This is a genomic window from Pseudomonas sp. FR229a (assembly GCF_030209115.1).
Taxonomy (GTDB): domain Bacteria; phylum Pseudomonadota; class Gammaproteobacteria; order Pseudomonadales; family Pseudomonadaceae; genus Aquipseudomonas; species Aquipseudomonas moraviensis_A.
The window spans coordinates 1-26,012 of record NZ_JARVSP010000005.1 but is presented as its reverse complement, the minus strand read 5'-3'; the positions used below and the strand labels follow the sequence as shown (position 1 = coordinate 26,012).

Genomic DNA, 26,012 nt, shown 5'->3' with positions numbered 1-26,012 from the left:
GGGTTTCGGTCGCCGCTTGTGTTGGTATTTTGACGGCTGTGCGACACCCGCAAGCAATAACTGCACCATCGGCACGCTACGCCATCAACTGCACCACCCAATCAATAAACACCCGCAACTTCACGCTCACATGCCGGTTCGGCGGATAGGCCATATAAAGCGGCATCGACTCAAGCTGCCAGCCTTCAAACAATTGCACCAACTCGCCCCGTGCCACATGCGCATCAGACATATACGTCGGCAGCCACAACACACCCATGCCGGCCAGGCCCGCCGCCAGATAGGCATTGCCATCATCCACCGCAAGCACATGCCGGCCCTTGATCTGCAGGCGTTCGGCGCCATTGTGCAAGGTGTACGGAAGAGGTTTACCGGTGCGAGCCCAAAGAAACGCGACCACCCGATGATGGGAGTCTTCCAGTTCGCGCGGATGGTCGGGCGTACCTTCGCGGGCCAGATAAGCCGGTGCGGCAAAAACGCCCAATGGCAGATCGGCGATCTTGCGCGCCATTAACGATTGATCGAGCAACTCACCACCGCGCACTACGCAATCGACATTCTCATCGATGATGTCGACGATGCGGTCGCTGACGCCCATGTCGATCTGGATGTCCGGGTAGCGCGCGTGAAAATCCGGCAAGGCCGGCACCAGAATGTGCCGCGCGAACGGACTCGGCACGTCGATGCGCAAGCGCCCGCGTGGCCGGGCGGCGGCGCCGGGCAGGCTGGTTTCGGCGTCGTCCATGTCGGCGAGCAGCTTGATCACCCGTTCGTAATACGCCGCACCGTCGGCGGTAACGTTGACCTTGCGCGTGGTGCGGTTGAGCAGCTTGACCCGCAGCCGCGCCTCCAGTTGCTGCACCAGTTGCGTCACCGTGGTCTTGCTCATGTGCAAGGTTTCGGCAGCCTTGGTGAAACTGCCCGCCTCGACCACCCGGGCAAAGGCCTGCATCGCATCGAACCGGTCCATCCGCGCCCCTCGATTGTTTGGTTTTTGCAAACAGTGAACGCCAAGCTTGCGCGTTTATCGCGGCTCTGCAAATACCTAAAGTCAGCCCATCAACCACTGATGGAGTCAGCACCATGTCCAAGCGCGATGTAGTTTTCCCACCCGCCCGCCACGCCCTGTACGAGCGTCACCGTTACTCGCCGGCGATTCGCTCCAACGGTTTCCTGTTTGTCTCAGGACAAGTCGGCAGTCGCGAGGACGGTTCGCCCGAAGCGGATCTGCGCGATCAGGTGCGCACGGCTTTCAACAACCTCAACGCGATCCTCGCCGCGGCCGGTTGCAGCTTCGATGATGCGGTGGATGTCACCGTGTTCATGGTCGACCCGCATTCGACGTTCGAAACCATCTGGAGCGTGGTGCCGGAGTTCTGGGGCGAAGCGCCGTTTCCGACGGTGACGGCTGTCGGCGTGACCTGGCTGGCGGGTTTCGATTTCGAGATCAAGGTGATTGCCAAACTGCCGGAAGCGGCTTGACCGGTACAGCACACAAACAGACACAACGCGCCGGCAGGGAGGCTGGCCAATCTCCTCGCGAATGCGTATAACCTCGCCGTTTCGTCTACCCTGACGTGGCGCGCCGCTCTGTAGCGGCAGCCCTTCGAATGTTGACGCTTACGAAACGGAGAATTCTATGTTCAAGCGTACCCTCGCCCTCACCGCCGGCCTGGCCCTGTCCTTTTCTGCCCTGATGACGCAAGCCGCTGATGTCCTGCGCGTCAGCGCGATTCCCGACGAAGCGCCGACCGAACTGCTGCGCAAGTTCGAACCGCTGGGCGCCTATCTTGAACAGCAGTTGGGCATGAAGGTGCAGTTCGTCCCGGTCGCCGACTACCCGGCAGTGGTTGAAGCCCTGGCCACCGATCGCCTCGACATGGCCTGGCTCGGCGGTTTCACGTTCGTGCAGGCCCGCTTGAAGACCGACGCCACCACCCCAGTGATCCCGCTGGTGCAGCGTGAACAGGATGCGCAGTTCACCAGCAAATTCATCACCGCCGACCCGAACGTGAAAAGCCTCGCCGACCTGAAGAGCAAGACCTTCGCCTTCGGTTCGGTGTCGTCCACCTCGGGCAGCCTGATGCCGCGTTACTTCATGCTGAAGAACGACGGCATCAAGCCTGAAGGCTATTTCAGCCGTGTCGCCTACTCCGGCGCGCATGACGCCACCGTTGCCTGGGTGCAGGCCGGCAAGGTCGATGCCGGTGTGTTGAACGCCAGCGTCTGGCAGAAACTGGTCGATGCCGGCAAGGTCGACACCACCAAGGTCAAGGTCTTCGCCACCACTCCGACCTACTTCGATTACAACTGGACCGTGCGCGGCACCCTCGACAAGGCGCTGGCAGCGAAGATCAAGAAAGCCTTCCTCGATCTGGACCCAGCCAATCCTGAGCAGAAGAAGATCCTTGATCTGCAAGCCGCCAGTCGCTTCATCGAGACCAAGCCCGAGAACTACAAGGGCATCGAGGAAGCCGCCCGCGCCGCCGAACTGCTGAAATGACCCTACGCCTCACCCAGGGCAGCCTGCGCCATGCCAATGGCGTCGATGCCCTTCGCAACATCGACGTGCAGATTGGTGTCGGCGAACAGGTCGCGATCATCGGCCCGTCCGGCGCCGGCAAATCGAGCCTGCTCAATCTGTTGGCGACGGCGCTAAAACCCAGCAGCGGTGACATCGAAGTGCTCGGCGAACGCGCCTGGCACTTGTCGGCGCGCCAGCGTCAGCGCCTGCGTGCGCGCATCGGCCTGGTGCATCAGGCGCCGCCGATTCCACCACGTCAGCGGGTGATCACGGCGGTGCTGGCCGGCAAGCTTGGCCAGTGGAGTCTGGGTAAAAGTCTGTTGAATCTGCTGCATCCGCTGGACGTGGCAGGCGCCCGCGCGGCGTTGGCGCGGCTGGATCTGGGCGACAAACTGTTCGCCCATTGCCAGCAGTTGTCCGGCGGGCAGTTGCAGCGCGTCGGCATTGCGCGAGTGCTGTATCAGGCGCCGGAAATACTGCTCGCCGACGAACCGGTGTCAGCGATGGACCCGGTGCTCGCCGGCCACACGTTGTCGATCCTGTCGCGCCACGCCCGTGAGCACAACGTCACGCTGGTGGCGAGCCTGCACGCGGTGGATCTGGCATTGGCGCACTTTCCACGGATCATCGGCTTGCGCGACGGGCAGATTCTGTTCGATTGCCCTTCTGATCAGGTCAGCCGCGACAAGCTCGATGCGCTGTACGCCAATGAACAACTGCAATCGCCAGTACCGGCGATCGCGCCTTTGATTGTGCAGATTCCGCGATGCTGAAAGCCGATTCACGGGACCCGGCGGCGTGGCCGCGATTGGTGCTGACGCTGCTGGCGCTGGCCCTGTTGTGGCCGGGTATTCAGCTCAGCGAACTGGACCTGGGCGTGTTGTTTCAGGCCGATAGCCAGGACGAAATGGGCCGTTTCGTTTCGGCATTCTGGCCGCCGGCGCACGATCAAGCGTTCCTGCAATTACTTTTCAAAGCGACCCTGCAAACCCTGGCAATTGCCACGGCGGGCATGGCCCTGGCCCTGCTGCTGGCGGTGCCGGCGAGCCTGATCGCCAGCCGCGCGCTGTCCCTCTCGGCGGCGTCACGGGGCGGCGTGCCGAGCCTGCCCGGGCGCTTGCTGCGCTGGCCGGTTCGCGGCTTGCTGATTTTTCTGCGCAGCGTGCCGGAAATCGTCTGGGCGCTGTTGTTTGTGCGCGCGGTCGGCCTCGGCCCGGCAGCGGGCGTGCTGGCCATCGCCATCACTTACAGCGGCATGCTCGGCAAAGTCTACGCGGAGATTTTCGAATCCACCGACCAGCGCCCGGCGCACGCGTTGTTGCAGGCCGGCAGCGGGCGATTGGCGGCGTTTGCCTACGGCACGCTGCCGAATGTCGCCGCCGAACTGCTCTCGTACACGGTGTATCGCTGGGAGTGCGCGATCCGTGCCTCGGTGGTGATGGGTTTTGTCGGTGCCGGTGGGCTGGGGCAACAGATCGACCTGTCGATCCGCATGTTTGCCGGCGGTGAAGTCGCCAGCATGTTGCTGACGTTCCTGCTGCTGGTGCTGTGCGCCGACCAACTCAGCCGCTTGCTGCGCTGGAGGCTGACATGAGGCGTCTGATCAACCTGCTGCTGATCGTCGCCATCGCGCTCTCGGTAGTCGCATCTTTCGCCTATCTGGAACTGGACCTCGCCGAACTGGGCAGCGCCAACAGCCTCAAGCAAATGGGGAGTTATGTGCAGCGCTTTCTCAGCCCTGACTTAAGCGCCGGCTACCTGAAAGCCATCGCCCACGGCTCACTGGAAACCCTGGCCATGTCCGCGCTGGGCACCTTGCTCGCGGCATTGTTCGGCATCGTCCTCGCGCTGCCCGCTGCAGGGCGTTTCGGCTGGCCGCTGCAAAGTGCGGCGCGTCTGCTGCTCAACGGCTTGCGGGCGATTCCGGAGCTGGTCTGGGCGGCGCTGATGGTGCTCGCGGCCGGGCTCGGCCCCAACGCCGGCACCCTCGCCCTCGCCTTGCACACCACCGGCGTGCTCGGTCGGCTGTTCGCCGAAGCCTTGGAAAACACTCCGCCACAACCCGCCGAGGCGATTCGCTTGCAGGGCGGCAATCCGATTCTGGCGTTCTGCTACGGCACCTTGCCGAACCTCGCCCCGCAACTGCTCGCCTACTGCCTGTATCGCTGGGAAAACAACATCCGCATGGCCAGCGTGCTGGGTTTCGTCGGCGCTGGCGGCCTGGGCCAGATGCTGTATGTCAGCCTGAGTCTGTTCCAGGAAGCGCAGGCCAGCACGGTGATTCTGGCGATGCTGTTGCTGGTGTTTCTGGTCGACTGGCTGAGTGCCTGGAGCCGGCAGCGTTGGGTCAAAGCGTAGGCCCAGTGGATATTCGCCAAAAGCTGATTATGCTTCAGGAAACCTTGCAACCCTGCGAGGCGGTCAGACTGTGCAAGCTTCACGCTAGAGCAACGGCGGCAGATGCCAACGGGCCAGAGTGCGACAGGCAGTAACGGGGGACTCCGGCCTACAACAATAAGCACGACGGAGAACACCCATGGCCACAATCGACACAGCATCCACCGGCACACCGCCCCGCAGCGGCGGCATCACCAGGGAGGAGCGCAAGGTCATCTTCGCTTCCTCGCTGGGCACGGTTTTCGAGTGGTACGACTTTTACCTCTACGGCTCACTGGCGGCAATCATCGCCAAGCACTTCTTCGCCGGTGTCAACGAAACCACTGCATTCATCTTTGCCCTGCTGGCGTTCGCCGCCGGGTTCGCAGTGCGGCCGTTCGGCGCCATCGTCTTCGGGCGACTCGGCGACATGATCGGGCGCAAGCACACATTCTTGATCACCATCGTGATCATGGGGGTGTCGACGGCGATTGTCGGTCTGCTGCCCGGCTATGCGACCATCGGCGTTGCCGCACCGGTCATCCTGATCACCCTGCGTCTGCTGCAAGGCCTGGCGCTGGGCGGGGAATACGGCGGGGCCGCGACCTACGTGGCCGAGCATGCACCACGCAACCGGCGCGGCTTTTTCACTTCGTGGATTCAAACCACCGCCACCCTCGGTCTGTTCATGTCGCTGCTGGTGATTCTCGCCTGCCGCACGGCGCTGGGCACCGAAGCGTTCGAGGCGTGGGGCTGGCGGATTCCGTTTCTGCTGTCGATCATTCTGCTGGCCGTGTCGGTGTACATCCGCCTGCAACTGAGCGAGTCGCCGGTGTTCCAGAAAATGAAGGACGAAGGCAAGGCCTCGAAGGCGCCGCTGACCGAATCCTTTGCGCGTTGGGACAACCTCAAAGTGGTGATCATGTCGCTGCTTGGCGGTACCGCCGGGCAAGCGGTGGTCTGGTACACCGGGCAGTTCTATGCGCTGTTCTTCCTGTTGCAAACCCTGAAGATCGACGCGCAGACCGCCAACCTGCTGATCGCCGGTTCGCTGTTGATCGGCACACCGTTCTTCGTGATTTTCGGCAGCCTGTCCGATCGCATCGGGCGCAAGCCGATCATCATGGCCGGATGCCTACTGGCGGCACTGACCTACTTTCCGATCTTTCATGCGCTGACCCAGTACGGCAACCCGGACGTGTTCGTCGCCCAGGAGAAAAATCCGGTCAAGGTGATCGCCAACCCTGATCAGTGTTCGTTCCAGTTCGATCCGGTGGGCAAGGCCAAGTTCACCAGTTCCTGCGACCTGGCGAAAACCCTGCTGGCGAAACGCGCGATCCCGTACGAGAACGTCGCCGCCGAACCGAACACCGTCGCGCAGGTGCGCATCGGTGACCGCGTCGTCGAGAGCTTCGAAGGCAGCGCCCTCACCGCCGCCGACTTCAAGACCCGCAACGACGCCTTCACCGCCAACCTCGCCGCGGCGCTGAAAGACGCCGGTTACCCGGAAAAAGCCGACCCGGCGAAAATCAACTACCCGATGATGCTCCTCCTGCTGACCGTGCTGGTGATCTACGTGACCATGGTGTATGGCCCGATCGCCGCGTGGCTGGTCGAACTGTTCCCGACGCGCATCCGCTACACCTCGATGTCGCTGCCCTACCACATCGGCAACGGCTGGTTCGGTGGCTTCCTGCCGACCGTGGCCTTCGCCATGGTCGCGGCCACCGGCGATATCTACTACGGGCTGTGGTACCCGATCGTAATTGCAGTCGCGACGGCGATACTCGGCACCTTCTTCCTCCCGGAAACCAAGGACCGCGACATTCTCAAGGACTGAAAATCGCCACTGTGCCCTCTCCTGCTGGAGAGGGCCGTGGCCCTGAAAAAATTCGAACGTCTGCCGCCGCGCTGTCTCCAATGTGAACACCCACAGGAGGCCAGCGCCATGAATCCCAACGACGACAAAACCCCCAACGCCCCGCCCACCGATGCCAGCGGCAAACCGGTGAACGTGGTCGAACGCGACCTGCAGGACCGCGACGGCAAAACCGAAGGCGTGGACAAGGTCATTACGCCTTCCTCCACTCGGGTCAAAGAACAGGAGGCCGAAGAATTGCAGCGTAAGGTCGACGAGATCGAGCGCAAGGTGGCGGACGGCAACTGAGTGCAGCGTGGCTGTGGCCGCTGCTTTGAGCGGCGGCTGTCAGTCCAATGACCGAAAGCTGATTTCCTACAGAATCGAACTACACCCCTGATCGACTTCACGTGCATCAGAAGCGAAGCGTCTGACAGATTTGAATCGTCTGTTTGGAGATGATGAGTCCCTCGTCCTGCCAGTGACGACAACGAGCCCACATCCCCTTAGACTGCTTCACATTGATCATGGAGGTCATGATGAGCGCTGAACTTTCACTTATCGTTTCAGACTTCGAAACTGAAGAAGAGGCTGCGGATTACGACCTTTGGTTTCGTGCGCAGGTCCAGGAAGCACTTGATGATCCGCATCCGGGCGTTCCCCATGCGGAAGCCATGGTGATGCTCGACCAGATGATTGAAAAAAACCGCAGGAAGCGCCGCGCTGCAGGTTAAATGGAGCTACAAGGCTATTCGTCAACTGGCTGACATCTTTGAGTACATCGACCAATACAATTCCGGTGCATCGGTTTCATTGCGACGCAAAGCGGGAGCCGCAGCGCAAAAACTTTCTTCCATCCCCTACGGCTACCGATCCGGTCGGGTGCCTGGCACTCGCGAAATGGTGATCCATCCTAACTATCTTCTGGTTTATGGGGTGAACGGGGGTATCCAAATTCTGAGGGTACTTCACGCTCGACAAAAATATCCCCGAAGCCATTCACTCTAAAAAAGGCGGCCAACCGGCCGCCCTCGGGGTAGGAGCCGAGAATCGAGCCGCCGAAGACAACATGAGGACATGGGTTGGCGCCGAGCCATATTTGGAAGCTGTCAGCCCGATCGCCAAAACTGATTTCCTACAGAATCGAACTACACCCCTGATCGACTTCACGTGCATCACAAGCGAAGCGTCTGACAGATTTGAATCGTCTGTTTGGAGATGATGAGTCCCTCGTCCTGCCAGTGACGACAACGAGCCACATCCCCCTTAGACTGCTTCACATTGATCATGGAGGTCATGATGAGCGCTGAACTTTCACTTATCGTTTCAGACTTCGAAACCGAAGAAGAGGCTGCGAGCTATGACCGTTGGTATCGGGCCAAGGTACAAGCCGCACTTGATGATCCACACCCGCCTGTTCCCCACGACGAGGCAATGGTGCTGCTAGGCCAGATGCTGGAAGAGAGGCGCAAGAATCGACGCGCTGCCGGTTAACTGGAGCAAACCGTCTCCTGGAGATCTGGCTGACATCATCGAATACGTTGAACAACGCAACACTGTCGCTTCAGTTGCACTGCACCAAAAGCTCAGCGCGGCAGCGCGAAGGCTTTCCTGGATACCGCATGGTTTCCGCTCCGGCCGAATACCGGGCACTCGCGAAATGGTCATTAACTCGAATTTTTTACTGGTCTATCGGGTGACAGACCAGATCAATATTCTGACCGTATTGCACGCCCGTAAAAAATATCCATAACCACTCATAAAAAAAGGCGGCCAACCGGCCGCCCAAACGTACTGCACGAGAGTCCTTTTACAACGTCAGCTGCCCACGCTCCTCCTCGGTCAGCTGCTGCTTCGCCTGTTCATCCAGCGCCCCGGCGCCGAGTACCTGCACCGGGCTGTCCGGGTTGTAGCCCGTCGTCGGCGCTCGGCTGGCACCATCGCGCGTTGGTGCCAGTTGCTCATTGCCGAAGCTGAGCACCTGCACAGTGAACACCGAGGCCTGGTTCTGCCGCGCCGCTGCCTGTTGCTGACGGGCGACGTCTTCCGCAGCCTGGGTCGCCGAGGTAGCCGCCGAACTGGCCGAGGTAATTGCGCCGGTGTTGACCGCCGACACCACTGGCACGCCGGTCGCTTTGCCTTGCACGGAAATGTTCGCGGCGTTGACCACCGTCAGCGCGGCGATGTTGACGTTGCCGGAGACGCGAATCCCCGCCTCGCCGGCATCGATGGTACCCAGTGGCGCGATCAGGTCGATGTTGCCCGGTGCCACCTCGGCGATCGGGTTGAGCGTGGCGATACCGGCGCCAGTGCTCGGCACCGACGGCGACAGCGTGACGTTGCCCCAGGTGTCGTACACACGTTTTGGCGGTGTGTAGACCACGGTGGTTTTCGAGCCGCGACCGGCGTTGATGTCGCCCTCGGCGGACCAGCCGAGAATCGAGCCGCCGAAGGTGGTCATGATCCGGCTCTGGCCGAGCAGAATGCTGCCCTGCGAGTACAACTGAATGTCGCCCGAGCCCTGGGTGATGATCCCCGCTGTCGACGGCGGCGCCGCGCCTTCGATGCCGAACACCTGGCCACCGCCCGGCGTGAGCATCTGGATATCGCCGCCAAACAGCGTCTTGACCCCGGCGCCGCCGTACAGGGTGATATCGCCGTCGTAGCGAATCGGATTGCCGGCCACATCGGTGGTCGGGAACAGCGCCGCAATGGCGTTGCGACCGCGCAGGTAACTGCCGGTGCGCGGGCCATCGGCATCGGTGTATTCCAGGCCGCCGGCGCGCAGTTCGGCGAAGTACACCTGGCGGGCGAAGATCGCCTGCTCGGTACTCGGCAGTGTGGCGTAGAAGGCTTGCGCCTGTTCGTCGCTACCCTTGAAGCCATAACCCAGGCTCAGCCAGCTCTGCAGTTCTTCGACGTAGGTCTTGACCACTTTGCCCGGTTGCGCGCTGAGGGCCACAGCGGAGTCCGCGACGTTTTGCGGATTCAGGTACCGCGCGATGAAGCGTGAATAATCCGGCCCCTGCACGTCCGCGCCTGCTTGCAGCACAACACTGGCGCCCGGTCGGTTATCGCCTGCGGCAATCGGCCCGAGGCTGGTCACACTGGCGCGGTCCTCCATGAGAATGTTGCGCCCGGCATTGATGTCCAGCAGGCCGGGACCGGCGATGTCAAAGCTGCTGTAAAGAATGTCCCGCCCCGCTGAGACCCGTGACACATCCCGGGGATCGTTATGGATGAACAGATTACCGGTAGACGTCGCCGCATTGGCGCCGCTGCCAATGTCATCGGCCACGGTCGATGGCTGGCCGAGGAAAGTGCCGGAGGCGACAATGTCGCGCCCTGCCAGCATCCACACCGGGCCGGCGGCTTCGTACCAGGTCTGGTTCGACGGTGAAAAGCTCAGCGTCTCGCCACTGCGAACACCCACCAGATCACCACTCAACGCATAGAAACGCGCCGGCGCCTGCACTGCGCTGGCGGAGGAATACGTGTCTGCACCGAAGGCAAACAGCGGGTAACGCAGATTTTTATTGGCCTGCGTGCCATCGCTGCTGTAGTTGCTCACAAGTGGCCTGCCGGAGGTACTGCTGGCAAAACCGTTGAAGGCTGGAGCAAACGGTGTAGCAATGGCCGACAAGTTCGCCCCGGACTGATTGATGGCATAGCCGCCGGCATAGATCGAGTCACCGGCCAGCAGCTCCAGCTGCCCTCGGTTGGACGGCGCCAACAGCAGCGAATATGCGAGCAATGGATAGGCGCTCGCCTGATTGTAGGCGGCGGACGGGCCGGCATAGATCGAACCCTGTGCCGCGACTGCGCGCAGGATCGACGGATAGACAAAGCGGCCATCCGTCGGCGCCGTGTTGCTGCCGGTGACCAATTGGCCGTTGTAGAACTCGGCCATCTGGGTACTTGGCGCGAGATTGCCGCCAGCGGAAAACAGCTCAATGGCGGTGTGATCGGTCCACAGCGAAAAACTGCTCAAGCCGCCGCCGGCATGCTCGACGCCGTCACGATCGGTGAACGGCGTGGAGTTCTGCAAGCGCACCCGACCTGGATCCGCCGCGCCGCCCAGCACCAGATCGCCGCGTGTGCTCAAACGCATCCCCGAGTCGCCAGGGATCAGCGCCAGGCCTCCGCCGGCATTGCCAACCGTTGCCGTGAACGGATCGTAGGCACGTACTTCGCGCGGGTCCTGCAGGGCGGCTGACGCGCCGTACTGCAAGTTGATGCCGCCCAGCGCGGCACTGTTCATCTCGGCCGCACCGCGCAGGTTGATCAATGCGCCTTGCAGGTCATGGCGCGGTACCGAAATGCCGTTCTGCCCTGCCCGAGCCTGCAACGATGGGTTGAGCGTACCGCCGATGCGAATGTCCATGTCGCCGCCGCCGGTCAGTTGCAGGCTGCCGTCGCTGGCGACTCGCCCGGTACTGCCCACCGCAATGATCAAGCCCTGACTGCGCGGATTGAACTGCGTGTCGCCGAGCGTCTTGAGCATGCCGGCATCGCCACCGGCGCGCAGGCTGATATTGCCGCCACCCAGCGTGCCAAATCCGGTGAAGCCCACCAGATAAGGCCCGGTATCGACACTTTGATCCGGCAGCGGTTGGGTCGCATAGCTGCCGAAATTGATCCACCACGCGGTGGGCATGTCAGCGTTGCCACTGCCCTGGCGCCACAGCCAGTTGCCCACCGAGACACTGGCGACCTGTTCGCGAAGGTCGGCTTGCGAGTTGACGGCGCGACGGCCAACCGTATCGCCGGAAAGCGACCCGCCGGCATGGACAGTGAGATTGCCGCCAAGCGTCGGATACCAGGCCTGGTAGAGACTGTCGGCACCGCCATCCACCCACTTTTCATAGTCGGCGCCGCCGCTGCCCAATACGCTGCCGTTGTCGGTCAGGCGGCCGCGCGGCTGATTGAAACGCGGATCGACATCGCTGGCCTGGGTGCCGGCGGTGTACACACCGAACGGCGAGTCCATGCTCAGATTGCCGGCCGCCAGCAGGTCGAGATCACCAGTGCCGGTGCGCAGCACGCTGAACATCTGCGTGTGCGGAGAAACCGTGATGCCGCCCTTGTTTGGCGCGCAGGACGCAGGATCGGCGTCGCACCAGAACATCTCGTCATCGGTGACCGGCGTACCCGCCGGCATGCCGGCGATGTTGTCCGGGGCCCAGAGGAACTTGGCCGGTGCGATGCAGGCGCCCGGCAGGATATCGCACAGGTACAGGTCGTCGGCGCTGACCACATCGCCCGCCGGGTAACCCATAGGGTTGCCCTCAGCCCAGACGGTATCGAGTTGTTTCTCGACGACTTTCAAACCGTAATGGGTGTCGGCCAGACGCAGATCACCGTCGCTGGTCAACGGTTTCACCGCGCGGGTATCGGCCGCCGCCAGATCGGCGCCGGCCACCACGCGCATCGACCACGAGGCACTGCCCGATGGCAGCAGGCTCGCCACCGCCCAGTTGCTGCCCTGCTGGGTGGCGTTACTGTAACCACGCAGCTCGATAAACGCAGTGCCGTCGGCCAGGACCACGTCGGTCATCGACGGAATCAGCGACCCGCGCAACAGCGCCAGTGCGCCGCTCAACCTGACGCCGACGGTGGTGTTGTCGGCACCCAGCGCGCCGGGCAGTGGCACACCCTTGGGCCAGAGCATCGCTTGCAGCGCCGTGGCGTTGCTCAAGCGAGTGCCAGCGCCCAAGCGGCTGCCGGCAGGCAGACTGACGCTGTCGCGCAGCAAGGTGCCGGCGGCGTACAACAAATTGCCCGACGCATCGTGGATCGCACCCGCCAGCACGGTTCCGGCGCTGATTGTGTAAGCCTCGGCCAGCGTCCCGTCAGTGGGCAGCACTGTGCCGCTGGCTAACGTGCTGGCCTGAATCGGCAGGTCGTAGTTCAGTGTCGTGCCCGAGGGAAATTGCGTACCTTCGGCCAGAGTCACGCCGCTGCCGGGCACGATCAGGTCGCCGCCAAACGGCTGTACCCCCGGCAGCAGTTTCCAGCCGGCGTCATCGACCGTTTCCGGCGGCGGCGCGAAACCGTCGTTGAGACTGCCATGGATAACGAGATTGCCACCGGCGCGCATGACCAGGCTGCCGGATTCGCCGGAGCCGTAAGCCGCGGTCTTCTGCGTGTGCGGATTGAGGCTCGCATAGCGATAACGTGACAGGTCGATATCACCCTCAACCAGCAGATCGCCATCGCTGCGGTTGCTGACGATCTCGACCCCCGGACGCAGATGGAACGCATCGGCATAGGTGGAATTGTTCAGGCCCGCGAGTTTGCGTTGCAGCAGATCGGTGTTGGCCAGCGCGGCATCAATGAAGTAGGTGCTGTCGACATCGATGCGATCGAACAGCGCCTGATCGATCACTTGATACGGCCGGCCACTGGCGGCCTGATCAACGCCGTCGCGGGCATCGCTGTAGCGGCGCACACCGTTGAGACCGATGGAGCGTGCGCCTTGCACGGTTAGCGTACCGCTGGCGTCGATGGCGATGTCGTTGCTGCCCAGACGCGGCGCATTGAGCTCAAGCGTGCCGCGCGGCAGACCATCGTTCTGCCCTGGCAGATTGCCGACCGGCGCATCGGTGCCGTGGCGCAGATCGATACGGGCACCGGAAGCGAGAGTCAGCGTGCCGTCCCCGGCGTTGAGTTCGACCATGGCGCGGTTCGGTGCGTCGATGATCTTGCCGTAGCTGTCGACCCGCAGCACCCGGCCGTGAGCATCGAGCAGCGCATTGCCGGCCACTGTCAGACCGTTTTTCGCCGACAGACGAATGTTGCCGACCCGCTCGCCACTGGCGTCAATCACGCCGGCCACGGTGAGGCTGCCATTGTCCACCGAGACATTGACCTCACCGGCCCTGAGTCCATCGCCAATGAGCAGATCACCCTGCTTGAGCTGGAAGCTGCGGCTGCCGAACACTTTGCCGGCGTTCAAGCGCTGGTTGAGCGCGGCGAATTGCTCGCTCAGCTCGCCGCCCAGGCTTTGCGCCCGGATATCCACGCCGCCGGCCTTGTACGGCACCAGCGTGCCGCCGGCGTCGTAATAACCGCCGCTGGCGCCAAGGATCTCGCCTTGCAGGTCGACTACCCCGGCGTCGGCCGCCAGCGCCACTGCGCTGAGGCTGCCCGCCTGATGGTTCTGCGCCGACAGATCGATTCGCGAGCCAGCGGCCTGGCGGATATTGCCGTTGTGGCTGAACAACGCCACATCACCGCCCCAGCTGTATTTGTTGACATCGTTGAAGACCAACGTGCGACCGGCCAGATCCAGCCCTGCGTTGCTGGTCAGCGTCAGGTCGTCCTCTGCCTTGACTGTCAATTTGCCGCTGGCCAAAGCGATGCGCCCATCGATCACGACATTGCGCGCCGCGAGCGTCAGCTCGGCGCCCAGCGCATCGGCCGATGCCTGGCCGCCGCTACCGGTCAGGAGCAGATCGTTGCCGGCCCTGAAGGCGTTGACCGAAGCCGCTTCGCCCGTGAGCAAAGGCGTGCGCAGGGTCAGATTGCCGCCGCTGTAGGCGTAGCCGTTGACCGGGTCGTACGCGCCCTGTTGCTGATACACCGCGAGGCTGCCCTTATGGTTGGCGGTGATGCGCTCGCTGGCGCTCAGGTTGACGTTGGCAAACCCCAGCGCAAGGCGATCGTTCTGATCCAGGCCGCTGGCTTGCGGGTTCGGGCCGTAACCGAATTCGATGCGCTGCGCCTGGATGTCCAGTGTGCCCGCCCCGGTGCCAGCCCCCAGGCTGACGACACTGCCGGGGCGCTGCGGGGCGCCGTTCCAGGTGAGCCGCGCAGTACGGAGGGTGGCCACGTCAGTAGCCTCGCCCTGACCGTAAATGGCCGGCGTGGTCAGAATCAGATTCTGCAATCGGCTCTGGCCGGTCTGCCGGTCCAGCGTATCGAGGGACAGACTGCCGAAGAAATTGAAAGCGTCGCGGGCGGTCAGGCTCAGGGTTTCCAGTGCGGGAGCGCCGTACTGCGTGTCGCCCTGCAGCAGCCGGTCGAGCACGTTCTGACTGAGGGTCAGCCCCGCCGGCACGCGCTCGCCCGCTGCGGCTAGCGCCTGGGCACTGCCGGCATTCACATTGCCCACGGCCAGGGTCAGGTGGCGGGTGCCGAAGCGTACCGACTCGCCGAGTTCGAACTGTTTGTCAGTGGCGGCGGTGATGCTACCGGCCGAATACAGCAGCGCCGGCGCCTTGCACACCTGCGCCAGGCAAGTGCCGATGCGAATTGTCCCGGCCGCCGTGCTGTCGTTCACTTCCGGCGCAAGGACATTGGTCCAGCCGTTGGACGCGAGCAACAGGCTCGCCGCGCCCGGCTGATAGATATAGCCGGCCGAAGAGTCGTACGACACCTCACCACGGCCGAGCGTGTTGATCCCGGCGCCGGCTTCCACCGTGATGCCACCGCGCGCTGTGTTGGTCCGCAAGACCACCTCGGGGGCCGACAGAATCGCCCCTTCGCGCAAGGTGATCGCCGACATGGCGCCCTCGAACGAGATGATATTGCCAGCCGTGGCGTACTGCACGGTTGGCTGTGCACCGAGGGTCAAGCGCCCGGCGTTGAGCCTGTTCAGGGTCTCGGCATACAACGAAACGCCGCTGAAACCGGCGCTGCGCTGGTGTCCGGCACCGAGCACTTCAATCTCGTCGGCGCCGCCGCGAACCACCGCGCCACCGGTCATGCCGCCTGCGGTCGGCTTGAACAGGACCTGGCCATTGAAATCCACGGCACTGTCGCGCTCGCCGCCCTGAAGCAATAGCAGGTTGAGGGTTTTGCCGTCCATCGGCGCCAGCGCTCGCGGCACGCCACGCCGCGCGGCGTCACTGCGCACGAAGTCGGTGAAGCTGGTTTCGTTGTACTGCGAATAACGGCGCAGCACGTCGGCCGAAGTGATGATGAGCTGGCTGGCGATACTGTCGCGCACGCCGGTGTTGGCGATCGACATCTGCCCGGCACTGCTCCATGAGCCGTTGCGCATTTGCTGCGCGGCGCCCGTGAGACTTTGCGCAACCTGACCATTGACCTCGACCCGAAACGCGCCGGGCAGCAAGGCAAAGGTCGAGGGCAGCAGCGTGTAGGTGCCAGCCGCCAGGCCCGGCACGCCGACGCCAATCGTCACCTGCTGACCAATACGCGGATCGACCGCACCCGCCTCCCCCAGCATCGGCGCGTAGGCGCTCTGGTTGCCCGGCACGATCGCATAGACCGGGTTGCTGGCCAGCCCCGGCAGACTGAAAGTGCCGTCGGCGGCATTGCGCACCAGTGGGTTGAAACGGGCATCGGTGGAACCGCCGCGTCCCGAGACAAACCCGGCGCCGCGCAGATCACCACCACCGGACAGATCGATAACCGCGCCGCTCTGCACATCGACATATTGCGATTTCAGCGTGACGCCTGCGGGCCCACCGGCGATGCCCTGCAACACCACCGACGCGCCGTCATAGCGATAGTCGATGCCATCGGTGGTGCCGCCATAAGGCATGAGCAGACCGGCGCCGCTGACCGATGTAACACTGCCCGGTAGCAGGTTCAGCTCGCGGGTCTTGGTGAAAATATCATCGCCCAGGCTGATCGCGCCAAGTGGTGCGCGCAGCGTGCCGCCCTGCTCGATGTGGCCGGCGATCAGCGACAGGCTGCCAAACACCGAGTAAGGCAGCGCGACCGGTGCCGGCCCGTTCTGAGCGACGCGCAGGGTGTGCACCGGGTCGTCAGTGCCGTCCTGATAGCCGACGCGCACTTCGGCGGTAACGCCGCTGGCGGGATAGATCTGCGCTGCCGTGAGATTCAAGTCGCCCGCCGTCCACAACTGCGTTTTGCTTTTGTCGGCCGGCGCGAGGAAACGCAGGTCGCCACGGCTGTCCAGCGCCACCTGTTCGAAGCCGCGTCGGCTGACCTCGCTGGCCGGCGCATTCAATTGCGCGATCGAGCCCTTGGCGCCGAAAGACAGGCTGTTGGCCACATCGAGCAAATCCGCCGACGCTGTGAATTGCGCGGACGACAACGCCGGGGTCGGGCTGTTGAGCACTTGCGGACGAATCGAACCGGGGATGGAAAAATACGTGCCGATGCCGGACAGGCGAATGTACGGCGCCGTCAGATTGATACGTGAGGCGTCCGGCGAATTTTCTGCCAGCGACAACGCACCGGCATACACATTCAGGCTCTGCTTCATGTGCAGATCGACATCGCCATCGAATGACAACAGGCCGTTGCTGAACAGACTCAGATTGTCGAAACCGCCGGACATCAAGCGGTCGGCGCTCAGACGTGCCTGGCCATAATGCAAGCCGTCATCGGCAGCGCCTGGCTGCAAATCATCCGGCAGCAACGCGGCCTGCGCTTGCTGACCGATGACGATTTCACGCGGACGGCGCGCCGTGTTCTGCGCTGCCGACAGCAGGTACAGCGGCGTATCCAGCGCAATCTCCAACTGCCCGCCTGCAGCCGTTGCACCACCCGCCGCAGCCTGAAGCTGCCCATCGATGTACAGACCGTTGTAGGAACTCAGACTGATCCGGCCACCGTCGCTGGCGACTCGGGTCTGACCTTGCCCCACGACATCGATCACCGCCTCGGTGCCGCTGGCCTCCAGCCGCGCGCCCTCGCGCAGGATGATGTAGGCATCCGCCGCCGTCGCCGTGGCCTGTTGCGCATTGATCTCGCCGCCAATGACGATGCTGCCGCCCTTGTCGACCTTGCCGTAGGTACGCCCCAGCACATCGCTGGCCGTAGCCGATCGACCGGCAACATCGAGCACTGCCTGTTCACCGATCCAGATCGAGCGATCATGAGCCTGCGGGCCAAGGTTGTCGCCGAAGGTTGCCGGGTTGATCGCGGCAAACTGCTGCTGGCGAATGTCGATGGAACCGCCCCAGGCATTCAGTTCGCCGTTGACGGTGATTTGCCCGCCGCCGCGCAGGTCGATGCGCTGGCCGGGGTCGACAGTGATCCGCGAGCGCTGGCCCAGCGTCAGGGCGCTGGTAGTCGGGTCGATCAAGCCGATCCGGCTGGCGCCGGCCTGCAACGCAAGACTGGCGCCCGCGCGCTGGGTCAGCACGCCCTCGAGCGGATCCTGCTGGTACAAGTCCGGGGTCCACAATTGCAGTGCCGAGCGCGGATCGGCACCGCTGGCCTGGCTGGCAGCCGCCTCGGCAAAGCGGTACACCGGCATCGTTACATCGAGCGCCGCACCGTCGGCAAGGTCCAGCCCCTTCAGGCCGATGACGCTGTAAGCGGCGAAACCTTTATTGAACAGATTCGAATTCAATTGCAGCGTGTCATCGGCCAGCGCCTGGTCGGTCTGGCCGATCAGCACTTTGCCGGCCTGAATCGTCAAGGTGCCGCCGCCCGTCACGCCATAACCACGAATGTCGCCGTCGAGACGCAGATGCGTGGCGCCCGGCGCGGTGATGGCGTTGGACTCCAGCGTCACATCCCCGCCCTTGCCGCCACGTGTCTTGCCGTTGACCAACACCGCACCGCCGGAAGACGCGTCGAGCAGGCTGCCACTGCCGATCTCGATATCACCACTGCTGCGAATCGCGACGCGGCCAGCGTTCACATAGGCCAGGCTGGCGCTGTCATCCGGGTTGGTGCGCAGGTTGCTCCACAGCCCGCGGGTGTCGAGGCGCACGCCGTCGCCGAGCGAAACTTGCGTCGGCTTGCCCGCTTGCGCGGTGATCAGCGTGTCGGTGCGGGTGGTCGACAACAGTTGATTGAGCACGTTGCCCAGTTGCAGGCTGCCGCCGCGTGCGGTCAGGTCGGCGTTGACCTGCACATCCGGCGCGTACAGGGTGATGTCGCCACCGGCATCCACGCTGAGTGCATCGTTGACCTCAATGCGGTCTCTCGCAGCAATTTTCACTGCCCCCGGAAGCCAGCTGTCGAGCTGCGCGGTGTCGAGATACAACTTGCCCTGGCGCGCCTCGGCAACTGCCCCGGCAAGTCCGGTATCACCGGCATCGACCGGGCGCTCGCCGCCGAGCTGCACCTGATCGAGCAACGGGTTGAGGCTGTACAACAAGCCCCCGGCCGACGCGATATACGCCGGGTCATAACTGCCGACGATCAATTGCCCACGCCGGGCCAGCGCGGTCTGGCTCTGCGCGTAGCCATCGACGACCGCACGCGGTGCCTGGGTCTGCCGCTCGCCCTGATAGACCTCACCGAGCATCTGCCCCTCAAGTACGGCATTACCGGTGGCAATCACCAACTGACCGGCATCGCGGCCCACGGTGTAGCCGGATTCCCGACGACTGCCCGGCGCGATCAACGGGCTGTAGTAATAGTGGCTTTGGCCCCAGCGTGCGCTGCTGTCCTCGTAGCCTTTGTACAACCCTGTGTAGAGCAGGTCTCCCGGTGCGCGGGACACCTCGTACAACTTGCCATCCGCGCCGCGCAGCCAGCTCTGGCGAATCTCGCCGCTTTGCACATCGAGCGTGCCGCCCGACAGATTGATCAGCGAACCTTTCTCGGTGACCACATCATTGCCAGCGAAGCTCAGCGTGCCGCCCTGCGCCATCCACTCGCCGATGCCGTGACCCTGGGTGCCAAGGTAGCCGCCCACTTCGAGCAATCCGCCCGCCGTGTACCAGCGATCCGTCGCATAACCATTGGTGCCGGCCGGCACATGCACCAGTTCACGCACGTCGACCCAGATATCGTTGCTGTTGAGCGCACCTTTTTCCCGATTGACCGACGCATCACGCTGCTCGTTGCCTTGCACGTTGATCTTGATGCTGTTGTTTTCCATCGCGACTTTCACGCCAATGGCCCCCGACACATCGATCATCGCGCCGTCGCGCACCACGCTGCGACGCCCCGCTGTCAACGCGACCTGACCACCGGTCGCGAGGGTGATCGAACCCTGCTGGAACTCGACGCTGCCGCCACTCTGAATGTCGATGCGCGACTGATCGCTGCGGATTCTGTTGTTGGCGTTGACCCCGGTCAGCGCCGCCAGGTGCTGGCTGTCGAGCGCCGTCAGGTCGCTGCTGTCGAGCAGAATGGCCGTGGCACTGCCCTGCCCCAGCGTGACACTGCCGGTGCTGTCACTTGCCGGGTTGAGCAAATGCACGGTGCCGCGCGTGGCCACCGAAGTGCTGGCCAGCGCCACGCCGTTTTGCTGCACGTCATGCCCGGTCAGGGTGATGTCGCCGGTTGCTGCCTGAATCAAGCCCTGGTTACTGACTTTGCCGGCGGCGGAATCGGCGTTGAAGCCAGGAACCACCTCGTTACCGAACGTCGTGGAAAAACCGTTGCCCTCGGTACCCGAGCCTTTGCGGATATAAAAACGATCGCCCGCGCCAAGCACGGTCTGGCCTTTGGCGGTGCTGATGCTGCCGTCGTTCTGCACTTCGTTGCCGAGCAGCAAGGCATAGCCGCCGGCATCGGTGGACTTGCCGGGCTTGTGGGTTGCAATCGTGGCGCCGCGCTCCACCAGTACCTTGCCAGCGGCGTCGGTGAAGGTCGGTTGACTGGCGCTGCTGTCGACATACAGCCCACGCTCGCTAAATTGAATGTCGGTGATATTGGCAGCGGCGGCGACCAGATTGCGTACGTTGACCTGGCTGCTGCCGCTGAAAACGATGCCGTTGCGGTTGATCAGCATCACCGTGCCGTCGCCCTTGATCTGGCCCTGAATCTGACTCGCCCGCGCCGTCGGATCGTTGACCCGGTTCAGAACCGCCCAATTCGCCTGCTGGGCAAATTCGACGGTGGTGTTACGGCCGACGTTGAAGGTTTCCCAATTGAGAATCGCCTTGTCCGCCGTCTGCTCGATACGCACCTGGGTCTTGCCATCAGCCTGGGTCTGCTGCGGGCCTTTGGCGTTCTGCCAACCCTGCGTCAGGCTGTTGTCGACCTTCAGACCGCCCTCGCCGAGACCGTCCGGGACGAACTGCACCGAACCCAACGCAGTCGCCCGACCGGCCGCCTGCGCAGCCTGTTGCGCGGCGATCGCGGCCACCGTGTTGTTCAACGTCTGAATCGAGCGTTGCAACTGCTGAGTTGCTTTCTGCTGCTGTGCCAGCGGCGGCGCCATGCCCGGCAACCCGCCCGCATTCGGTCGCGCCGCTGCGCTTTGCTGGGCGGCACCCTTGGCGGCAAACCAGCCCGAGCTGAATGCCGTTTGTGCGTGCGCGCTGCCAGCCACCAGACACAACGCCACAGCCTGCGCCAGCGGCTTGAGCAGCCACAGCGCCGGGTCAGCGGTTTCTCGTTGGGACGAGGGGGCGTTGTTACGACGACGGGACGGGCGAACAAGCATCACGACAAGATCCTTTTCTGATAAGCCGCAGATCGGCAACAACCTGCTGTCAGGACGTAGGCGGTTGTCGCCGGCCACGACCGAACAGATGTCACACAAACTTCATGAATGAGGAGTAACGGCGCCCCAAGGCAAAAAAAATGGCAGCCCGAAAACGGGCTGCCATTCGTGTTACCGGGTGAAACTGCAGGCTTATGGGCGGCCGATGGCGTTGCACACGCTGGCGTTGTTGATGTCCAGCTTGTTGCCCGAAGTGTTGCTGACGAAGTTGGCGGTAATCGCGTTCTTCCAGTTGGTTGGCACGATGCTGAAGCCGTGCGCGAGGGTTGCGGCGGCGTTGCCCGGCACGCTGTAGTGGGTAGTCAGGAACGCTTTGACGTCAGCGGCCACAGTCGCATCCTTGTAGCACTGGCCCAGGATCAGGTTGGTGTAGGCGGAGATCGGGTAACCGCTGGCCGGGTTGGCGACCACCGGAGCCCACTGCTCAGGTTTGGTCGGATCAGTCGGCAGAGCGGCGGTCGACAGCGCCGCCGTTACGTTGGCCTGAGTTGGCTGCACGCCGTTGACGCGAGCGACCACCGCGTTGTTGGCGGCGGCAACACCGTCCGGACCGACATAACCGAGCGAACCGTCAACCAGGTTTACGGTTGGCGCTACGTTGGCGGTATCGGCAACGCCTACCCAGTTCGAAGGCAATGCAGAACCGGCTGGCAGGCGCGCATTGGTGAACGTCGAGTTGGTGGCGAACTTGGTTGGGCAGATCGACGCCAGGTGACGGCTGAAGATTTCCGTGGTGCCGCTGGAAGTGCTGCGGTAAACGATGCGGATCGGCGTGGTGTCAGCGGTGCCGAGCAATTGACCCCAGGTGGTCTTGGTGCCGGAGAACGCGTCGCACAGTTGCGCGCTGGTCAGGTTCAAAGCGGTCTGACCGGACTTTTTGTATGGCACGGCAACCGAAGTGGCTACCGATGGCAGCTGGATCAGCGGGCCGTACGCAGTGCCGAAGTTGCTGGTGTAAGTGCTCAGCTCAGCGGTGCTCAGTACCGAATCGCTACCGGCGAAGTGTACGGTGCCGGTGGTGTTGAACAGTGCCGAGTTGTTGGTCAGGAAAGCGCTCTTGCCAGTGCCGCTACCGGTGCCCAGGTAGCTGAAGTTGGCTGGCAGGATGCTGTTGGCAGAACCTTTGTACAGCGCGGCGGGCAGCGTCGCGCCACCACCGGTAACGTTGGCGGCCATGGCCTGGGCGGAAGCCAGAGCGGCGACGGTCAGTGAGGCGGCGATCAGAGTGCGCTTGAACATGAAGAATCTCCTTTTCAACTTGGTTTGGAACACAGGTTTCGGAAGGCTTGCATGACACCGGGAGGGTCCACCGTGGTGGAGCCGCAGGGAGAAATTCGCAGCTTCCGGTGACAGATAAAGGAAAAAACCTCGGGAGCTGCGCGGGGATTCTTGTGTGGATTTCTCGGGTGTTCGCGGGGTATCGCGGGGCGTCTGGATCGTGGGTTTGGCTGAATCGGGCTGGAGGCGGTGGCGGGTCGTTGCAGATGACAGAATGGAGAACCCGAGGATGGTCGGATTGGCGCTCGGGTGGTGCTGAGGCTGGTGAAAAATATTTGAGTTTTTTCGTGTCGCTACTGGCGCTTTCGCGAGCAGGCTCGCTCCTACAGGGGAACGCTTTCCAAATTGTAGGAGTGAGCCTGCTCGCGATAGGGCCAGTCCAGCCACAACCGATTCTGCCTATTGCACAAGTTGGTTGATCTCAATAATCGGCAACAACACCGCCATCACAATCACCAGCACCACCCCGCCCATCACCACAATCATCAGCGGCTCGAGCAACGCGGTCATGCCCATCGCCCGTCGTTCGATATCCCGCGATAGGGTCTGCGCCGCGCGCTCAAGCATCGGCGGCAGCGAGCCGGTTTTCTCGCCGCTGGCGATCAGGTGAATCAGCACCGGCGGGAACACATTCTCCACCCGCAACGCGGCGGCGAGGTTGACGCCTTCGCGCACTTTCGCCGTGGCCTCGCTGACGCTCAGGCTCAAGCGGTCGTTGGACAGGGTCTGCCGTGCCGCTTCCAGTGCACGCAACAGCGGCACCCCGGCGCCGCCGAGAATTGCCAGCGTAGATGCGAATCGCGCGGTGTTCAGGCCGAGAATGAAACGCCCGAACAGCGGCAATTTCAGCACCCGGTGATGCCAGCTCAACCGCGCTGTCGGATTGCGCAAGTACAAACGCCAACTCCAGAACGCCCCGGCCATGATCGCTGCGCACAACCAGCCCCAGGCGCGAATGAAATCACTCGCTGTGAGCATCGCCAGCGTCAAACCGGGTAAATCCTGCCGCGCCTGGGAAAAAGCACTGACCACCTGCGGCACCACGTAGCTGAGGAGGAAAATCACAATGCCGATCGACACCAGCCCGACCACGCCCGGATAGATGAACGCAGTAAGAATCTTGCCGCGCAGGTTGTTGCGTTCCTCGATGTAATCGGCCAGCCGTTCCATCACCTGCGCCAGATCGCCGGACTCTTCGCCGGCGGCAATCAGCGCGCGGTAGATCTCGGGGAAATCCCGTGGCCGCGACGCCAGCGATTCAGCCAGACGCATGCCGCTGCGCACATCGGCGCGTACGGCGCTGAGGGTCTGGGCTATGTGCTTTTTTTCGGCCTGCTCGACCGTGGCACTCAGCGCTGCTTCCAGCGGCAGACTGGCACCGAGCAGGCTCGCCAGTTGCCGCGTGGCCCAGGCGAGGTCGTTGTCGGAGAGTTTGGCGCTGAACAAACCACCGCCACCGTGTCGGGCAACGTTGCTTTCTTCGTGCACCGACAATGCCGTCAAACCGCGCCCGCGCAAGGCACTGAACGCAGCACTCTGGCTGTCCGCCTCAAGGTGCCCGGACTCGATTTTTCCCGTGGCATCCGCCGCTTCAAAACGATAGCGATTCATCAGGCGTCCCGTGTCACACGAAGGATTTCTTCCGGCGCGGTGGCACCGCTGCGAATCCAGCGTTCACCGTCCTCGCGCAGGCTGAACATCCCCGCTTTCGACGCCGCCGCGCGCAAGGCCTGCTCCCCTGCCCCTTGGTGAATCAGCGTGCGGATGTCATCGTCGATGCAGAACAATTCGTGGATGCCGGTGCGGCCGCTGTAACCGGTGTGGTTGCACGCCGCGCAGCCGACCGGGCGCCAGGTGCCGGGGGTGGCCGGGTCTTCCTGTTTGCACTGATTGCACAGGCGTCGGACCAAACGTTGCGCAAGGACGCCAAGCATTGATGACGCGAGCAAGAACGGTTCGACACCCATGTCGATCAGACGATTGACCGCCGACACCGCGTCGTTGGTGTGCAGCGTCGCCAGCACCAGATGCCCGGTGAGCGAGGCCTGCACGGCGATTTGTGCGGTTTCGAGGTCGCGGATCTCGCCGATCATGATGATGTCCGGGTCTTGGCGCAGAATCGCCCGCAGCGCGAGGGCAAAGGTCATGTCGATCTTGGCGTTGACCTGAATCTGGCTGATCCCCGGCAGGTCGTATTCCACCGGATCTTCTACGGTGAGGATGTTGCTGGTGCTCGCATCCAGACGCGCCAGCGCCGCGTAGAGGCTGGTGGTCTTGCCGCTGCCGGTCGGCCCGGTGACCAGCACGATGCCGTGGGGCTGGCGGATCAGGTGGTCGAGTCTGGCCAGCACCTGTGCGTCCATGCCGAGGGTTTCCAGCTGCAGGCGCCCGGCCTGTTTGTCGAGCAGGCGCATCACCACACGTTCGCCGTGGCCGGTGGGCACCGTTGAAACGCGAATATCGATCGGCCGCCCCGCTACGCGCAAAGCGATCCGCCCGTCCTGCGGCAGGCGTTTTTCGGCGATGTCGAGCTGGGCCATGATCTTGATCCGCGACACCAGCGCACCGTGCAACGCCTTGCGCGGCGAGACCACGTCACGCAGGGTGCCGTCGACGCGGTAGCGCACCACCGAATGGGTCTCGAACGGCTCGATATGAATGTCGCTGGCCTCGTCGCGCGCGGCCTGAGTGAGCAAGGCGTTGATCATGCGAATTACCGGCGCGCCGTCCTGGGTGTCGAGCAGGTCGGTGATTTCCGGCATGTCCTGCATCAGCCGATCGAGATCGACCTCGTTCTCGGCCGCGCCGACCACCGCCGCCGCACTGCCGGTGTCGGCGTAAGCGCTGGCGAGCAAACCGTCGAGCTCATCATCGCGCACCCGCTCGACCTGCGTCGCACCGAACTGCCGGCGCACTTCACTGATCGACCAACCGGGCGTCGACGGGCACACCGTCAGCACATCGTCACGCAGCAGAATCCGCTGCGCCTTGGCCCAGGCATAAGGCAATCTACTCACGAAACACTTCTCCCAAGGACCCACAGCTGCACCTCATCCGTGTGGCTAGGGAGCCCGAGCACTGAATTGCTAGACCGAAGCAGAGCCCACCACTCCCAAAAGCGCACATCCCCCCTGTGGCGAGGGAGCTTGCTCCCGCTGGGCTGCGCAGCAGACCCAAACCCGGCAAACCGGTTTTTTCAGATACACCGAGCACAGCGGACTTGCGGCGGCTGCGCCCCCGAGCGGGAGCAAGCTCCCTCGCCACAGTCAGCATTCGGCTCAGAGGCGTGGGCACTGTTGAACAGCGAAGACCGAAGCAGAGCCCATCCCTCCCAAACGCCCACATCCCCCCAGTGGCGAGGGAGCTTGCTCCCGCTGGGCTGCGCAGCAGACCCCAACCCGGCAAACCGGTTTTTTCAGATGTACCGAGCACAGCGGACTTGCGGCGGCTTCGCCCCCGAGCGGGAGCAAGCTCCCTCGCCACAGTCATCATTGGGCTCAGGGGGGTGGGCACTGTTGAACAGCGAAGACCGAAGCAGAGACCACCCGTCCCAGATGCCCACACCCCCCCTGTGGCGAGGGAGCTTGCTCCCGCTGGGCTGCGCAGCAGCCCCAAACCCG

Annotated in this window: 16 protein-coding genes; 11 read left to right on the top strand and 5 right to left on the bottom strand. The window is 63.3% G+C overall.

What is annotated here, in order from left to right; all coding sequences use genetic code 11:
* Positions 1-76 precede the first annotated feature (76 nt).
* Positions 77-970, bottom strand: a complete 894-nt coding sequence (locus QRN33_RS03700) for a LysR family transcriptional regulator (protein ID WP_285407151.1) — start codon at positions 968-970, stop codon at positions 77-79.
* A gap of 113 nt (positions 971-1,083) precedes the next feature.
* Here QRN33_RS03700 and QRN33_RS03695 point away from each other — a divergent pair, with 113 nt between their 5' ends.
* The 11 genes from QRN33_RS03695 (at position 1,084) to QRN33_RS03645 (ending at position 8,511) form a co-directional block, all read left to right on the top strand.
* Positions 1,084-1,482 (top strand): RidA family protein, encoded by a 399-nt coding sequence (locus tag QRN33_RS03695; protein WP_123419430.1) that lies wholly within the window; start codon positions 1,084-1,086, stop codon positions 1,480-1,482.
* 157 nt (positions 1,483-1,639) lie between these two features.
* Positions 1,640-2,503: a putative selenate ABC transporter substrate-binding protein gene (locus tag QRN33_RS03690; RefSeq protein ID WP_285407147.1), complete on the top strand. Its 864-nt coding sequence runs from the start codon at positions 1,640-1,642 to the stop codon at positions 2,501-2,503.
* Complete coding sequence (locus tag QRN33_RS03685) at positions 2,500-3,297, top strand: phosphonate ABC transporter ATP-binding protein (protein ID WP_285407145.1); 798 nt, start codon at positions 2,500-2,502, stop codon at positions 3,295-3,297. Before QRN33_RS03690 ends, QRN33_RS03685 begins: the two co-directional genes overlap by 4 nt.
* Positions 3,291-4,118: a PhnE/PtxC family ABC transporter permease gene (locus tag QRN33_RS03680; protein ID WP_285407143.1), complete on the top strand. Its 828-nt coding sequence runs from the start codon at positions 3,291-3,293 to the stop codon at positions 4,116-4,118. Before QRN33_RS03685 ends, QRN33_RS03680 begins: the two co-directional genes overlap by 7 nt.
* Positions 4,115-4,882: a phosphonate ABC transporter, permease protein PhnE gene (gene phnE, locus QRN33_RS03675; protein WP_065616234.1), complete on the top strand. Its 768-nt coding sequence runs from the start codon at positions 4,115-4,117 to the stop codon at positions 4,880-4,882. Before QRN33_RS03680 ends, phnE begins: the two co-directional genes overlap by 4 nt.
* A 178-nt stretch (positions 4,883-5,060) precedes the next feature.
* Entirely contained in the window at positions 5,061-6,740 is a 1,680-nt protein-coding gene (locus QRN33_RS03670) for an MFS transporter (RefSeq protein ID WP_285407139.1), read from the top strand.
* 108 nt (positions 6,741-6,848) lie between these two features.
* Complete coding sequence (locus QRN33_RS03665) at positions 6,849-7,067, top strand: hypothetical protein (RefSeq protein ID WP_042606898.1); 219 nt, start codon at positions 6,849-6,851, stop codon at positions 7,065-7,067.
* Between the two features lie 230 nt (positions 7,068-7,297).
* Positions 7,298-7,492: a type II toxin-antitoxin system RelB family antitoxin gene (gene relB, locus QRN33_RS03660; protein WP_116657815.1), complete on the top strand. Its 195-nt coding sequence runs from the start codon at positions 7,298-7,300 to the stop codon at positions 7,490-7,492.
* Complete coding sequence (locus QRN33_RS03655; RefSeq protein WP_285407132.1) at positions 7,455-7,766, top strand: type II toxin-antitoxin system RelE/ParE family toxin; 312 nt, start codon at positions 7,455-7,457, stop codon at positions 7,764-7,766. The genes relB (QRN33_RS03660) and QRN33_RS03655 overlap by 38 nt, the downstream gene beginning before the upstream one ends.
* Positions 7,767-8,057: 291 nt before the next feature.
* A complete protein-coding gene (relB, locus tag QRN33_RS03650) occupies positions 8,058-8,252 on the top strand; it encodes a type II toxin-antitoxin system RelB family antitoxin (protein WP_285407130.1) in 195 nt (64 codons plus the stop codon).
* Positions 8,233-8,511, top strand: coding sequence for a type II toxin-antitoxin system RelE/ParE family toxin (locus QRN33_RS03645; protein WP_350310276.1), 279 nt, complete (start codon positions 8,233-8,235; stop codon positions 8,509-8,511). The genes relB (QRN33_RS03650) and QRN33_RS03645 overlap by 20 nt, the downstream gene beginning before the upstream one ends.
* Before the next feature lie 57 nt (positions 8,512-8,568).
* On the opposite strand, the gene QRN33_RS03640 is transcribed toward QRN33_RS03645, so the two are convergent.
* From QRN33_RS03640 to gspE, 4 genes are all read right to left on the bottom strand, one after another.
* Positions 8,569-21,054: a filamentous hemagglutinin family protein gene (locus QRN33_RS03640; protein ID WP_285407128.1), complete on the bottom strand. Its 12,486-nt coding sequence runs from the start codon at positions 21,052-21,054 to the stop codon at positions 8,569-8,571.
* Between the two features lie 192 nt (positions 21,055-21,246).
* Positions 21,247-22,353 carry a substrate-binding domain-containing protein gene (locus QRN33_RS03635; protein ID WP_285407126.1) on the bottom strand — a complete coding sequence of 369 codons (1,107 nt, stop codon included), beginning with the start codon at positions 22,351-22,353 and terminating at the stop codon, positions 21,247-21,249.
* A 438-nt stretch (positions 22,354-22,791) separates the two neighbouring features.
* Positions 22,792-24,003: a type II secretion system inner membrane protein GspF gene (gspF, locus tag QRN33_RS03630; RefSeq protein ID WP_285407124.1), complete on the bottom strand. Its 1,212-nt coding sequence runs from the start codon at positions 24,001-24,003 to the stop codon at positions 22,792-22,794.
* The gene (gene gspE, locus QRN33_RS03625) at positions 24,003-25,409 is read right to left on the bottom strand and encodes a type II secretion system ATPase GspE (protein WP_285407122.1); all 1,407 of its coding nucleotides are present in this window, start codon (positions 25,407-25,409) and stop codon (positions 24,003-24,005) included. The genes gspF and gspE overlap by 1 nt, the downstream gene beginning before the upstream one ends.
* Between the last annotated feature and the right edge of the window lie 603 nt (positions 25,410-26,012).